Genomic DNA, 14,508 nt, shown 5'->3' with positions numbered 1-14,508 from the left:
TCTCCAATTTAATCTGTTTGTTATTTCTTGTCTTGAATATCGATATACATCCACTCTGCTGGCAGAACAGGATGTTTTTTATAACCAATCACACGTGGTTGAGCGACCACGGTACGGTAACGCGTCGACATAAATTGTACCGGCGAATAAAACTCTAACAACCGTGACATTTTGCGGTACAGCATATCGCGCTCAGGGCCATCCTCAAGTCTCAATGATTGCTCATAGAGACGGTCATATTCAGGTAATTTGAAGCAGGTATGATTGGTTGCATGAATATTTTTGCCATAGAACAACTGCACAAAATTATCTGCGTCAGGATAATCTGCAATCCAAGCCGAAGCCTTAAACATGGTTTTACATTGTTTCTCCGCTTTTAAACCTTCTGCGAAAGGAACTGGCTTCGATACCATATTAATTTTAATATTGGTTAAATCTTTCTTGAGTAACTCGGCCATTTGCATACTTCGTGCACTGCTGGTCGATGGCATAAATTCAATCACTAAAGGCTTTCCGTCAGGTAAAGTTCGCCAACCATCTTTACCTACTTTGTAGTTGTAGCGATCCAATAGCAAATTGGCTGCCTTTACAGAATAAGGAATACTGCTTTTATAATTTGGATCATGCCCTGCTACACCATATGGAATCGGTGATTCTAATTTTTGGGCATTGCCTTTGGCCAAGACCGTGATAAATTTTTCTTTAGAAACTGCCATGGACATCGCACGGCGCAATGCAATCTTATCTTTACTAAAACCACCGACCACAGGGTTTTGGATATTCCAATACAAATAATCAATCGAAGGATCTGAAATACGAGACAGTTGGATGCCCTTCTTAGCAAGTTCAGGTTTTAATGAACCATCGGATTGCAAAGCCTGCGCAGGTAATTCACCATCAAGTGTAAATAAATCCAAACCATCTTTTTGGAATGACAGCCAACCCGATTGTGATTCTTCAATGACTTGAATATCGACCACACCGATTTGTGGCATTTTTTTGCCTTGCATCTGTTGTACGATTTTTTGATCTTCAGGAGTGCTGGCCTTAAAGTCCCATGTAAAACCACGATAATCTGGATTTGCCTTCAATATAATCCGTGAACCTGGTGTCCAATGTGACAGCATATAAGGACCTGTTCCTACAGGACGTCCCATTACATAGCCCGCCTTATCACGATATTTTTCAATCACTTCACGTGCCACTGCACCCGTGGGTTGATGCGCCAATAGCATCGGAAAATTATGATTCGGTTCTTTTAAACGAATCACCAAAGTATAACGATCAGGCGTTTGTAGTCCCGCGATCGGCTGATCATAATTAAACTTTCCTGTTTTACTGGCTTGTTGAATAAGCGGTTCAATGCCCACAATTTTATCTTCAAATAACCAGCTGTTAGGAGAATGCAGATTTGGATCAAGTAAGCGTTTAAATGAATACGCATAATCAGCAGCGGTGAGTTCACGTGACTTGCCTTTAAATGCAGGATCAGGTGTGAAATAAATCCCTTTCTGAATCCGAATGGTATAGGTCAACCCATCCGCACTCACTTCAGGTAACGCCACTGCCGTTTTTGGCACCAACTTGGCAGGCGAAGCTAAATAATCGTAGGTATAGAGCGTTTCAAAAATAGAATATAAGACATGAGCCGAATACAGGTCTTGTGTCGCTACGGGATCAAATCCCGTTTCCGCCACTGGAAAGGCATAACGTAAGACTTTTTTTGGATCGGCAGGGCTTTTCGCTTCTGTAATCGTTACCCCTAGACTTAATGTTGTCCCCAATAACAGCGCCAGACTAGTCCGTTGCATCGAAAGTTTAAAATTTTGCTTCATCATAAACACATCACTTATTTTTGATTTGGTGAAACAATATCTAAGTATTGCCAATTGGTATTCATAATTGGATGAGCTTTAAAGCCCTGCACCTCAGGTTGAATCAACCAGTTCCGAATCCGTGTATCTTGTAAAATCCACGTTCCATCTGCTTCAATTTGGCGACTCATTTTTTCATAGAATGGCATACGTTTTTCAGGGGCTTGCTGCATCGCCTGTTTATATAAATTGTCATAAGCAGCTGACTGATAACAGGATTGATTACCACGACCCACATTCGGACCATAAAGCAATTGCGTGAAATTTTCACCCTCTGGATAATCCGCATGCCATGCGCCACTCCACATCATGTATTGACACTGGGTTGCGGCTTTTAAGTTATCGGCAAAATTACTGACTTTAAAGTCTGCCCGAATCCCGATTGCATCTAGATTTTTCTTCCACAATTCAGAATACATCACGGAAGATGTCCCACTCTCGGTATTTATTTTTAAGGTTAAAGGCTTGCCATTAGGCAGATTACGATAGCCATCTGGGCCTTTTTTATAGCCGAAATGATCCAGTAATTTATTGGCTAAAACAGGATTGTAACCAATGCTACTGCGATAATTCGGGTTATGACCATTAATGCCTGCAGGTACCAGCATTTCAGCCTTAACCGCCTGACCTTTTCTTAAAATACGAATATATTCATTGACATTAAAAGACATGGCGATGGCACGTCTTAACGCAATTTTATCGAGGCTATTCCCACCAACAACAGGATCACGCATATTCAACATTGAATAGGTGATCTCTGCCTCTTTATTGGCATACAAACGTATACCCTGCTTTTGCATTTCTGCTTTTAACTGATTATTTTGATCAAGCACTTTAGGAATTGCACTTGAAGTGACCTTATCAAAATCCAGTTGTTTGGACTGAAAAGCGAGCCAACGTGATTGTTCTTCTTCGATAATGCTAATATTGACTTTGCCAATTTGCGGCATTTGCTTGCCACTCATTTCTTTAACCAGCTGGTTATCCCATGCCGTGCCTGTCGATTTAAAATTCCAGACAAAACCGCGATAATCAGGATTTGCAACTAATTCGATCTTGCTGCGGGGTACATATTTGCTCAGCATATAAGGCCCTGTTCCCACAGGATGCATGGCTAATCGATCTTTATAGTATTCAACCACTTCCCGTGCAGTCGCACCAAAGGTGCTATAGGCCAAAATATAAGGGAAATTATAATCAGGTTGCGTCAGGGTAAATTGAATCGTATATTTATCCAGTGCTTTAACGCCGTCAATCTTGGCATCATAGTTAAATGTGCCCGTTTTTTTGGCTTGGTCCACCAGTGCATTTGCACCCACAATTTTATTATCAATAAAAGAAAATGCTGAGGCATGATTTTTAGGATCTAATATCCGCTTAATGGAATAGACATAATCCTCTGCAACCAGCTCTCTGCGTTTACCTTTAAATGCAGGATCATCGGTAAAATAAATCCCTGGCTTTATTTTAAATATATAAACCTGACCATTTTTTTCAATCACAGGTAGGCTTTCTGCTGTAGATGGAACCAATTTTACTGGGTTAGCGAGATAATCGTATTGAAGCAATCTTTCAAAAATTACATCGGCGACATTTCCGCTGTAAAAATTAAAAGTTTTAACCATATCAAAACCATCATCTGGGGCTTCAAAAGCAACACGGAGTACTTTATCTGCCTGAGCAGGTGTTTTTGCATACCCCATCGGCATAAATGCAATAACGGTTGATAATACAGTGACCGTAAAAAAAGTTGACTTCAAATCAGTGCTCACATCATCGTTTTTTAATAAATACTAGACTTTTGCATAGCATTCAACACTACAACCGTTTCCCTTTCAGCGTGTCTCATTCCAACTTTTTATTAAAAAATCATTTATTTAATGATGTTTTACCAGTTGGAAAAATTAAGTTAAAAGAAAAACCCCTTAAAGATTGAAAATTACCTTGCTAATTTCATGCCACTTTTCAAATAAAAAAATTATGTTTATTTTTTAATCAAAACGTATTCTTAGCAGATCTAGTTTTCACGCATCTTAAATAAAAGTAACTTTATGCCAAATCATATTTTTATATATTATTTTCCATTTCAATGAAATAAAAATAATAAACCATATGTTTTATAACAACAAAAGATGATTTGCACCACAAAAAAGCAAAAATAAAACTTTATGATTCATTTTAATGCATTACAAAAACATACCTTATTTGGAACTTTATGTTAACCAATCCACATTTAAAATTATTTCAATATTTTTAATATTTAGTAAAAATATGAAAAGCTTATATATAAAAACTAAAACACTTTTACACATTTTATTCTACATTAAGCGAAATCTAAAAATAGGGTTTGGCACAGCTCTTGCTAAAACGGATTTATTGAATTTTTAGAGTGGCAATCCATTAGGGGTTAAATAATCAATGAAAAAAGCCAACTTCGCTCAACCAAGTGCTCTGCCAAAAGCGGGCAAAACCATACTCAAACTCAGTACGCTTAGTTTAAGTATGTTGTGTTTAACCATGGCTCACGCTGCAGAGGCAGAATCACCATCCGAGGAAAAAGCAGCCAAAGTCGTAAAAGTTGCGGTTACAGGTTCATCCATCAAAGGCGTTGCAGCACAGAGTGCTTCACCGATTACCATTGTCAAAGTGGATGAAATTCTAAAACAAGGGGTCACAACAACCGAAGAAGCACTCTCAAAAATTACAGCCAATCAATCAAATTTTGTCACGGCTTCAAATGTAGGAACCAGTAAAACACAGGGATCTGCTGCAAATTTAAGGGGAATTGGTGCCAACAAGACCTTGGTTTTGCTCAATGGTCGTCGTTTGGCAGCCAATGCCTATGACAGCGGTGTGACCAATTTAAATATCATTCCACTGGCGATGCTTGATCGTATTGAAGTGCTGAAAGATGGTGCATCAGCGATCTATGGTACCGATGCGATTGGCGGTGTAGTCAACTTTATTACTAAAAAACAATTTAGCGGTTTAAATTTCAGTGCCGACTATCAAAAACCAGAACAAACAGGTGGCGAGCAACAAAACTATTCCATTTTTGGTGGTTATGGTGATTTAGAAGAAAATGGATTCAATGTTTTCGGGGTTGTTGATTATCGACGTGGTGATGAAGTCATGGCAAAAGACCGCAAGGTCAGCCGTCGTGGGGGTGTATTACCCGAATTAGGTGTCAATCGAACCAGTAGTGGTTCTTTCCCAGCAAATTTATACGATACAGAGACAGGTACATTCGGCAGTCCTTATGCCAAAACAGGATGTGGCGATAATCCGCTATTCTTCAGTAATGATGGAGTGACCTGCCGTTATAACAGTCAAGCTGTGATTGGCATTATTCCTAAAACAGAAGACGTTTCTGTCATGGGTCGTGTAACCGCAAAAATTAATGATCATTTCAATGCGATTGGTGAGTACGTTTACGCACGTAGTGAAGTGACTACATCCGTTGCGCCTGACGTATTTTTTGACTTACCGATGAACCCATCAAGCAAATATTATCCTGGGAATGGTATTACACCTGCCATGGATAATGTCAGTGGCCCGCTAGAATTATATTTACGTTCACAAGCAGGTAATCGTATCAGCAATAGCGTAAATGATTCACACCGGATTTTTGCTGGTCTTGAAGGTGATGCGTATGGTTGGGATATTAATACTGGCCTAACCTATGCCCGTAGTAATGCTGCCGATAACGTTCTAAATGGTTATCTTAATTACAATAAAACCGCTGCAGCATTATTAGATGGCACTCTCAATCCCTTTGGTGCACAAAGCTCAGCCGATGGTGATGTATGGAATGGCTTAAGCGTTAAAGGTAAATATCTAGATGCTAAATTAGACTCAACCACAGTCGATTTCACTGCAAGCCGCCCGATCTATACATTACCAGCTGGTGATGTCGGTTTTGCTGTTGGTGCAAGTTATCGCCGTGATGATTGGCAATCGAAGACACTGGCTGAAATTGCAAGTGTTGCACCAAGTACAGGAGTCGATCCAAATGAACCCGTAAATGAAGGTTCACGCAATATCAAAGCTGTTTTCACAGAATTACATATCCCTTTGCATAAGACTTTAGAAGCTCAGCTTGCAGCTCGATACGATGATTACAGTGATTTTGGTGATACCTTTAATCCCAAATTCTCCCTTCGTTGGGAACCAATTAAACAGGTCATGTTTAGAACCAGCTATACCAAAGGTTTTAGAGCACCGACATTACAAGAAATGCATTCACCTAAATCCGTCACCAATACAGCTGCAACGTATAATGATCCGCTACTTTGCCCTGGTGGTGTTCCAGCAGCGGGTGCATTACCTGCACGTGACTGTGGTATGCAATTTGATCGACAAAATGGTGGTAACCAAAACCTAGAGCCTGAAAAATCAGATTCATTTACCGCTGGTGTGGTATTTGAGCCCATCAAAAACTTGGTCTTCACGCTCGATTATTTCGATATCAAAGTCAAAAATCAGATTACCACCATTTCAGAGACTGCCATTTTTGCTGACCCAGTGAAATATGCAGATAAATTCATCCGTAATGCAGATGGCTCGCTGAACTATATCAATACAACCAATCAAAATTTAGGTGGTATCAAAACCTCAGGATTTGATGTCGGTGCAGCTTGGCGCTCTCCAATGACCAGCACAGGCCAATTTGGTCTCAGTATTGATGGTACTTATGTAACAGATTACCAATACCAAGAAAACAAAGGCATGCCATGGGTTGGTGTTGCTGGAAGCTATGCAGGCTTGGATTATCAGGCAATCGTTTTACGCTGGAAACATACAGCTAATTTAGATTGGCGCTATGAGAACTGGGCACTCAACTTACAGCAAAACTTCTCTAAAGGTTATAAAGACCAAAACTCTAATGGGCAAGACCATTCTGTAGGCGACTATACCACTTATAACCTTTCAGGCACTTATAAAGGTTTCAAGAACCTAGAACTCACACTTGGTCTTAAAAATATGTTTGATGCTGAACCACCGGCTTCAAATGTCGTCGATAACTTCCAAATGGGTTATGACCCGCGTTATGCAGATGCTGTTGGTCGTAGCTATTTCGTTCGCGGCACCTATAAATTTTAATGTGTTTCGCCACTACGACATGATGTTCCTTCTGTCGTAGTGGTTCACCGTAATCCTCTGATTCATCACATTCCAAGCGGTTGTTGTCAGTCTAAATCGATATAAGCCGCCACGAATGGATATGAATTATTGATTACAATTTCAGGAGTATCTATGGGCATCCCCTTTTCTGAGAGTGAAAATCAACCTGCCAAACGCCTTGTCGGTATTGGTCTGGTGTTATTTCTACATCTCATTATCGCCTATATTCTGATGACAAGTTTAGCGACCGACTTTAGCAAGCCTGTCGATAAGCCTGTAGAACTACAGATTATTCAGGACATCAAACCACCACCGCCTCCAAAACCAGAGGAACCAAAACCTAAAGAAAAGCCACCCGAGCCACCAAAAATGGTCGAAAAAGTAGCCAAGATGCCTGACCCACCTAAACAGGTGGAGAAAGTCACACCTGTGCAAAAACCAGCACCTGCTCAACCGACCAAAACGGCTGTTGCGACACCAACACCTACGCCTGCTGCAGCAAGTCCGAGCCCTGTTGCTGCTCCAACAGCACCAGCCGCACCTGCGACTCCAGCAAAACCCGCAGGAATTTCACACGGTGTTTCTGAAGGAGAAGCGGGATGTCAAAAACCAGAATACCCTCGTGAAGCCTTGATGAATGAAGAAGAAGGTACGGTACGTATTCGTGTGCTGGTTGATGGTTCAGGCAAAGTGATCGACTCAAAAGTTAAAAAATCGAGTGGTAGTAAAAGCCTAGATAAAGCAGCTGTCAAAGCCTATAGCCTGTGCACATTTAAACCTGCAATGAAAGACGGTGTACCACAACAAGAATGGTACGAAATCGAATATCCATTCACGATTTCCTAATTAAATACATTGAACAAACAAGTTTTTGGAGAATTTAAAGATGACAAACACAGCAAAACGTATTTCTCGAATCGCAGCAATTGGCCTCATCGCAGGAACGACCTTACTTCCAGTTGCAACCGTGTGGGCGGATGAAACCACGCAAACCACAGCCGTAACGACGGTAGCAACTGATGCCGCAGCACAAGCCACACCAACCCCGCCCCCCTTACCTGCAACCGTTGAAAAAGTACATAACCCTTATGGTTTAGAAGCCCTATGGCGCGAAGGTGACTTGGTCGCAAAATCAACATTATTTATCTTGGTACTAATGTCGATTGGAACGTGGTACATCATTCTGTCGAAAGTGTTCCAACAAAGTAAAATTAAACGCCATGGCACAGAAGCTGAACGCCATTTTTGGGAAGCGGAGTCTTTAAATAGCGCTGCAGAAAGTTTAAATAGCAATAGTAGCTACCGTTATATTGCTGAAAAAGGCATTCGCTCAACCAAACATCACGATGGCACCTTATTAGAACGTATTGATTTCAACACATGGGTGACCATTTCAATCCAACGTGCAATCGAAAAAGTGCAAAGTCATCTCAGTAATGGCCTAGCCTTCCTTGCCACTGTGGGTTCAACCGCACCATTTGTCGGCTTATTTGGAACAGTTTGGGGGATTTATCACGCGCTTACTGCAATCGGTATTTCAGGCCAAGCATCAATTGATAAAGTTGCTGGACCTGTGGGTGAAGCACTGATTATGACCGCAATTGGCCTTGCAGTCGCGGTTCCTGCTGTACTTGGTTATAACTGGTTAACCCGTCGGAATAAAGCGGTGATGGACAATGTCCGTTCATTTGGTTCAGACCTACATGCCGTACTCCTCAGCGGTGACTTAAACAGTAATCACCCAAACCGTGATTCTAAATAAGGAACACCATTATGGGCATGATGATTAATTCAGATCAAAGTGACGATGATGTGATCGGAACAATTAATACCACCCCACTGGTCGACATCATGCTGGTACTGCTGATTATCTTTTTAATCACAGTTCCAGTGGTCACACACACTGTTCCGGTAAAACTACCTGAAGAAAAAAATACACCTTATGCCACCACACCACAAAATATCCAGCTTTCCGTCAATAAAACGGGGGATATTTTCTGGAATGAACAACACGTTGCAAATAAAGAAACTTTACTTGCCCGTTTACAAGCTGAAGCGCAAAAACGTCCGCAGCCTGAGGTTCATATTCGTGGCGATCAACAGACACATTATGAAGCGATAGATCAGGTGATCAGCACAACACAGCAAGCAGGGATTGGCAAAATCGCTTTTGTTACGGCTCCCCCTGCTTCTACACCATAATAGGAGAATCACACATGGGTATGAATGTGGGTTCAAAAAATGATGAAGAAGATGTGATGCTTGACGTCAACATGACACCGCTGATTGATGTCATGTTGGTGCTGCTGATTATGTTCATTATCACCATCCCAATTCCAAACAACGCCATTAACATTAATTTGCCAAATGGCACACCACCACCGCCAACAGATCAGAAGCCACCAGAAACTATTAATTTACGGGTCGATGCACAAGGGCATATTTTTTGGAATGATCAAGCGGTTGCTGATCGTTCAGCCTTAAAAGCCCTGTTTGATTCGGTTGCTCAAAAAGCTGATCAGGATCAAATTAAATTTAAGCCTGATGCTCAGGCGGAATATAAAAATATTGCGATGGTGATGGCACTCGCTCAACAGAGCAATGTCACCAAAATCGGTATCGTCAGTAATAACTAAATAATAAAAACAAAAAATTAATAAAATAATTAAACATTACTCCTGCGCTAACAAGTTCGCTTGTTAGCTTTTTTTATTTTATTTCACTGATCATAATCGGAATAAGTTTACTACTCACCTTATAGCCTTGTGGTTTGTTATTACAGGCATTCCCTGTCACGGTGGTTCGAATGACATAAGGGGAATAAGGCATCACATTTAAATAGCCTGAATTATCTCGACCGGTACGACAGTCTTCTGCCCCTAATTTTTCATCATAGCGTCCATCATATGAAGACTCCTCTACCTCGGTAATCAGTTTACTTGTCCACTGAGTGAAATAAACTAGGCTTTTACTCGACTCGACTGTGCCCTGTCCTGAACCTGCGCTTTCAATTTCGATCAGTTGAATCGGTTTACCTTTATAAACGGTTGGATGCACTTTAAAGCTATTTGATTGGCCACCAAACTCTTTTAATATCAGAGCCTGTTTTAATTTTGGACGGGTTAAGACATAGCCTGCCCAAAAGTTACGCCCCGCATTTTCAAAACTCACACCAGATAAATAGGCTTCTTCTCCCGAGATCAATTTTACTGTTTCAGTCGAGTCAATCTGAATGGCTTGAGGTGGATTGGCATTTGAATCTTGTAAATTAGTGATCCAACTAATGATGGTTTTATCATTAGGTATGGCAGCATGAGTTGTCGAAATTAGACCTGACAGCCAGAGGGTTATAAAAATAAAATTCTTTTTATTCATTGTTAGTCACCTTAAATTTATTAGTTAAATGGCTTCCAAAATCTATTAGCTATCGTGACGGCGGCATGGATGCCGCCCAGTAGGGCTGCGGTATAAGGATATACCGTCAGCCCTACAAAGGATTTTTGTTACTTTTCATCCCTGAAAAGTAAGACAATGTGGTATTCATTTGAGAAAACTCGGGAAGACGCTGTGGTTCCCCTATTGAATAAGATTATAAATTTAATGAATTAAATTAGAATTTTTCCAACTCAATCCATTGTGCATCGGGAAAATGCTTTGCCAAATAAGCTTTTAAATAATCTGCAGTATCTTTCGAAATAAGTGGGTCTTTCGACTCATCCTTTAAGTTATACACCAAAGCATGCAAACTCAAACCACGCTGCTTTAAAGCTTCCAAACTCAATAAGGTATGATTAATACTGCCTAAACGCCCAGAAGTGACCAAAATCACAGGGAATTGATGCTGAGCGATATAATCAATGGTCAACAATTCTGTGGTTAAAGGCACCATCAATCCACCAGCACCTTCTAATAACACCACCTCAAACCGCTGCGCCAACTCTTTGGTTGCGGCTTCGATCTTGGCAAAATCCAGATCACGTCCATCCAAACGTGTAGCTAAATGGGGCGAGGCAGGATAGGTAAAAATTTCAGGCATGGTCAGCTTTTCATGATCTTCCTTGAACCAACCACTGCCCATAATTTCACGATGCTTTTCGATATCTTCGGAGATATCTACATTCCCTGTTTGCACCAACTTCTGGGTAATCACACGTTGCCCTTGTTCGGTCCAAAGCTTGGCAAGATAACCAGTGGCATAAGTTTTACCAATTTCAGTATCTATACCGCTGACAAAATAAATTGTTGTACTCATGCTGTTCTCCGCGCGATCACATAAATCGGATGATAAGTCAGGCGAAAACCCTGCATATCATAAAACTGTTGATAATCTAAATAAAACTGCTGTAAAGATTGCTTGGTCCAGCGATGCGATTGAGCTGTTGCGGTCACGCCTGTGGCTTTTAAATGCTGCAATACAGATTTTGGATGATCAAAATAAACCTGCTTATGATCTTGCTGTATCAATAGAATTTCAAAGCCTTGCTGTTCAAGCTGTCGCTTTAAAGACTCTAAGCCAACATAATTTAAGCCTTGCCCAGTCAGCTGTTTAATTTCCGTTAGATTATCTGCTCCAAAAGTGGAAAATCCGAAGTACGCATTCGGCTTTAACGCAGCATAAACCCTCTGCAATAAAGCAGGTAAGTCAATCATCCACTGTAATGCTGAACTGGAAATCACTGCATCTAAAGACTGCGGTAAAGTGAGCTGTTCAATATCACCGATCAGCCAATCAACCTTAGGTCTCCCCTTATCAAAGGGGAGATTTTGAGGGGATTTAAAATTTAGAAAATGCTGATCGACATCTGCATATAAGTCATTTAAGAACAGTTGCTCAACCTGAAAATAGGACTCAACTAAATGGGTGAGATTGCCTGAACCACAACCAATCTCTAAGACTGAATTCAAGCTTTGCTGACAATACACTTTAAGATATTCAAATAACTGTGCACTAATCTGTTTCTGTACCACAGCATGCTCGACATAGCTTTGCCCTGCTTTGGCAAAACGTTGCGCAACCAGTACTTTATTGATGCTCACAAACACTCCACCAATTGTTCCAATTCGTTTTTTTGCACCAAAGAAGTTAATGAAATACGCAGGCGTGAACTATTCTGTGGCACTGTTGGTGGGCGTACTGGCATGGCATAAAAACCTTGTTGTTGTACATAGCGTGCTTTTTCAATCGCAGCTTGGCTTTCACCCAAGATAATCGGAATGATATGACTGCTGGATGGGCTCGAGAAACCTTTTCCAATCACAGCCTGTTGTAAATATTGACTGATCTCAGCCAGATGCTGACGCTGTTGCTGCATGCTCAGCACTTTATTAAAAATAAAATCTGACCATGCCATCGAGATTGGAGGCAAAGCTGTACTAAAAATCAATGGGCGCATTTTATTGATCAGATAATCACGAATGATTGAATCACAAATAATATAGCCGCCTACCGAGGCAATTGCTTTACCAAAGGTACCCACCAAGAAATCAATCTGATCCAACACCCCATATTGTTCAGCACAACCCAGACCTTGCTCACCCCTGACGCCAATCGCATGTGCTTCATCGACATACAACATGGTTTTGGCAAAGCGTTGCTTTAACTGCGCCAATGCAGCTAAATCCGTCTCGTCCCCATCCATACTAAAAATACTTTCGGTCACCACAAGAATGCGTTCAACTTGCTCATCTTGATGATACTTTTGCAATAACTGTTCCAGATGTTGCAAATCATTATGGCGATAACGTACATATTGAGCAGTCGAAAGCCGAATGCCATCAATCATACTAGCATGTACCAGTTTATCGGCCAGAATCACGGTTTTGCTATTGCACAAGGCTGGCAAAATACCGATATTCATGTGGTAACCGCTATTAAAGAGTAAGGCAGCACGACCAAAAGCTTTGCTTAGGCTATTTTCAAACTGCTCATATTCTGCAAAATTACCCGTGAGCAAGCGTGAAGAAGATGAACTAAAGAGCGCCCGTTCAATTTTCAGCGTATCAAGAAATTCTTCTCTTAAATGCAAATCAGCTGCCAAACCTAAATAATCGTTGGATGCGAGATTCAACATGGTTCGATCTTGAATCGTGATCCATCGTCCAGATTGCTCATTTGCAGTGAATTTACGGAAATTACCCTGTTGCTTAAGTAAGTCAAGCTGCTCGGCATAATGATCAAGCAAGGACATTGGCATTTACTCCTTGCATATTTTTTACCACTTCACTCATCTGTGCTAATAAATAATGGAGTTCATCATCGCTAATCACATACGGCGGCATCACGTAGACCAATTTTCCAAATGGTCGTACCCAAATCCCCCGTTCAACAAACTGTTGCTGTAAGGTTTTCATATCAACATTGGTGGTTAATTCAACCACGCCAATCGCCCCTAAAACCCGTACATCCGCAACGTGGTCAAGCTGGGCTAAATCGGTTAACTGTTCAGTCAGAATCTTTTCAATTCGTTGAATATTGGCTTGCCAATCCTGTTCCACCAATAATTGGGTGCTTCTTAAAGCAACCGCACAGGCCAGTGGATTCGCCATAAAGGTTGGGCCATGCATAAACACGCCCGCTTCACCACGACTAATGCTTTCAGCCACTTGCTTGGTGGTCAAGGTCGCAGACAGTGTCATATAACCACCTGTTAAGCCCTTACCAATACACATAATATCGGGTTCGACCTGCACGTGTTCCCATGCAAACATTTTGCCTGTACGTCCAAAACCCGTGGCAATCTCATCAAAGATCAGCAATAAATTGTATTGCTCACATAAAGCTTTGGCCTGACGTAAATATTCAGGATGATAAAAACGCATCCCTCCCGCACCTTGTACAATCGGCTCGATAATCAGTGCGGCAATACTGTGATGATGTTGTTCAATCTGCAGTTTGAGTTGCTGAATATCTTGCGGATTCCATTCGCCATCAAAACGGCTTTGTGGCGCGGGTACAAAAATTCGATTCGGTAAACTTGTACCAAAAATTTGATGCATCCCCGTGACTGGGTCACAGACAGACATCGCATTCCAGGTATCGCCATGATAGCCAGAACGGGTGGTAATAAAATTAGTTTTTTCTGGTTTGTTTAATGCAGCCCAATATTGAACTGCCATTTTTAACGCTACTTCTACGGCAACCGAACCTGAGTCTGCGTAGAAAATCTTATCTAAATTCGGCGGCGTGATTTTTAATAATAATTTGCCTAATTCAATTGCAGGTTCATGGGTCAGACCGCCAAACATAATATGTGCCATATTCTGCAATTGATCTGTAACCGCTTGGTTGAGTTCAGGATGGTTATAGCCATGAATCGCACACCACCATGACGACATGCCATCAACCAAAGCTCGACCATCTTCCAGTTCGATGGTTGCGCCATAAGCACGTTTGACTTTAAAGGTTGGCAGTGGATTTAACATCGAAGTATAGGGATGCCATATATGTTCTAAATCAAATGGGTCTGTCATCCTTTACCTCTATAAATTCAATATTTAATGATGTGCTGTA

General features: G+C 41.1%; 12 protein-coding genes. 5 read left to right on the top strand and 7 right to left on the bottom strand.

The window, feature by feature from the left end; genetic code table 11:
* Positions 1 to 20 precede the first annotated feature (20 nt).
* Together F885_RS18395 and F885_RS18400 are read right to left on the bottom strand one after the other, a co-directional pair.
* Positions 21 to 1,838, bottom strand: a complete 1,818-nt coding sequence (locus tag F885_RS18395) for an ABC transporter substrate-binding protein (RefSeq protein WP_005312635.1) — start codon at positions 1,836 to 1,838, stop codon at positions 21 to 23.
* An 11-nt stretch (positions 1,839 to 1,849) separates the two neighbouring features.
* Entirely contained in the window at positions 1,850 to 3,634 is a 1,785-nt protein-coding gene (locus F885_RS18400; protein WP_005312633.1) for an ABC transporter substrate-binding protein, read from the bottom strand.
* A gap of 658 nt (positions 3,635 to 4,292) precedes the next feature.
* Here F885_RS18400 and F885_RS18405 point away from each other — a divergent pair.
* The 5 genes from F885_RS18405 (at position 4,293) to F885_RS18425 (ending at position 9,634) form a co-directional block, all read left to right on the top strand.
* On the top strand, positions 4,293 to 6,977 hold the full coding sequence (locus tag F885_RS18405; RefSeq protein ID WP_005312631.1) for a TonB-dependent receptor: 2,685 nt from the start codon (positions 4,293 to 4,295) through the stop codon (positions 6,975 to 6,977).
* Between the two features lie 153 nt (positions 6,978 to 7,130).
* A complete protein-coding gene (locus F885_RS18410; protein ID WP_005312628.1) occupies positions 7,131 to 7,844 on the top strand; it encodes a TonB family protein in 714 nt (237 codons plus the stop codon).
* 40 nt (positions 7,845 to 7,884) lie between these two features.
* Positions 7,885 to 8,760 (top strand): MotA/TolQ/ExbB proton channel family protein, encoded by an 876-nt coding sequence (locus tag F885_RS18415; RefSeq protein WP_005312625.1) that lies wholly within the window; start codon positions 7,885 to 7,887, stop codon positions 8,758 to 8,760.
* 11 nt (positions 8,761 to 8,771) lie between these two features.
* Positions 8,772 to 9,200, top strand: coding sequence for an ExbD/TolR family protein (locus tag F885_RS18420; RefSeq protein ID WP_005312622.1), 429 nt, complete (start codon positions 8,772 to 8,774; stop codon positions 9,198 to 9,200).
* 14 nt (positions 9,201 to 9,214) lie between these two features.
* On the top strand, positions 9,215 to 9,634 hold the full coding sequence (locus F885_RS18425) for an ExbD/TolR family protein (protein WP_004804909.1): 420 nt from the start codon (positions 9,215 to 9,217) through the stop codon (positions 9,632 to 9,634).
* A 73-nt stretch (positions 9,635 to 9,707) separates the two neighbouring features.
* On the opposite strand, the gene F885_RS18430 is transcribed toward F885_RS18425, so the two are convergent.
* The 5 genes from F885_RS18430 to bioA all read right to left on the bottom strand — a co-directional run bounded on the left by F885_RS18430 (position 9,708) and on the right by bioA (position 14,468).
* A complete protein-coding gene (locus tag F885_RS18430; protein WP_005312617.1) occupies positions 9,708 to 10,373 on the bottom strand; it encodes a hypothetical protein in 666 nt (221 codons plus the stop codon).
* Between the two features lie 235 nt (positions 10,374 to 10,608).
* A complete protein-coding gene (gene bioD, locus F885_RS18435; protein WP_005312614.1) occupies positions 10,609 to 11,250 on the bottom strand; it encodes a dethiobiotin synthase in 642 nt (213 codons plus the stop codon).
* The gene (gene bioC, locus F885_RS18440) at positions 11,247 to 12,035 is read right to left on the bottom strand and encodes a malonyl-ACP O-methyltransferase BioC (RefSeq protein WP_005312611.1); all 789 of its coding nucleotides are present in this window, start codon (positions 12,033 to 12,035) and stop codon (positions 11,247 to 11,249) included. The genes bioD and bioC overlap by 4 nt, the downstream gene beginning before the upstream one ends.
* A complete protein-coding gene (locus tag F885_RS18445; protein WP_005312608.1) occupies positions 12,032 to 13,186 on the bottom strand; it encodes an 8-amino-7-oxononanoate synthase in 1,155 nt (384 codons plus the stop codon). Before F885_RS18445 ends, bioC begins: the two co-directional genes overlap by 4 nt.
* Complete coding sequence (bioA, locus tag F885_RS18450) at positions 13,173 to 14,468, bottom strand: adenosylmethionine--8-amino-7-oxononanoate transaminase (RefSeq protein ID WP_005312605.1); 1,296 nt, start codon at positions 14,466 to 14,468, stop codon at positions 13,173 to 13,175. Before bioA ends, F885_RS18445 begins: the two co-directional genes overlap by 14 nt.
* Positions 14,469 to 14,508 lie beyond the last annotated feature (40 nt).

It is taken from the genome of Acinetobacter higginsii (assembly GCF_000369845.1).
GTDB classification, from domain to species: domain Bacteria; phylum Pseudomonadota; class Gammaproteobacteria; order Pseudomonadales; family Moraxellaceae; genus Acinetobacter; species Acinetobacter higginsii.
Note: the sequence above shows the minus strand (reverse complement) of the source record. Positions and strands in the feature narration are given on the sequence as shown.

What these genes read in the sequence shown, in the direction of transcription:
- F885_RS18395 (WP_005312635.1), bottom strand. Translation starts at nt 1,838, where the DNA reads ATGATGAAGCAAAATTTTAAACTTTCGATGCAACGGACTAGTCTGGCG.
- F885_RS18405 (WP_005312631.1), top strand. Translation starts at nt 4,293, where the DNA reads ATGAAAAAAGCCAACTTCGCTCAACCAAGTGCTCTGCCAAAAGCGGGC.
- F885_RS18410 (WP_005312628.1), top strand. Translation starts at nt 7,131, where the DNA reads ATGGGCATCCCCTTTTCTGAGAGTGAAAATCAACCTGCCAAACGCCTT.
- F885_RS18415 (WP_005312625.1), top strand. Translation starts at nt 7,885, where the DNA reads ATGACAAACACAGCAAAACGTATTTCTCGAATCGCAGCAATTGGCCTC.
- F885_RS18420 (WP_005312622.1), top strand. Translation starts at nt 8,772, where the DNA reads ATGGGCATGATGATTAATTCAGATCAAAGTGACGATGATGTGATCGGA.
- F885_RS18425 (WP_004804909.1), top strand. Translation starts at nt 9,215, where the DNA reads ATGGGTATGAATGTGGGTTCAAAAAATGATGAAGAAGATGTGATGCTT.
- F885_RS18430 (WP_005312617.1), bottom strand. Translation starts at nt 10,373, where the DNA reads ATGAATAAAAAGAATTTTATTTTTATAACCCTCTGGCTGTCAGGTCTA.
- bioD (WP_005312614.1), bottom strand. Translation starts at nt 11,250, where the DNA reads ATGAGTACAACAATTTATTTTGTCAGCGGTATAGATACTGAAATTGGT.
- F885_RS18445 (WP_005312608.1), bottom strand. Translation starts at nt 13,186, where the DNA reads ATGTCCTTGCTTGATCATTATGCCGAGCAGCTTGACTTACTTAAGCAA.
- bioA (WP_005312605.1), bottom strand. Translation starts at nt 14,468, where the DNA reads ATGACAGACCCATTTGATTTAGAACATATATGGCATCCCTATACTTCG.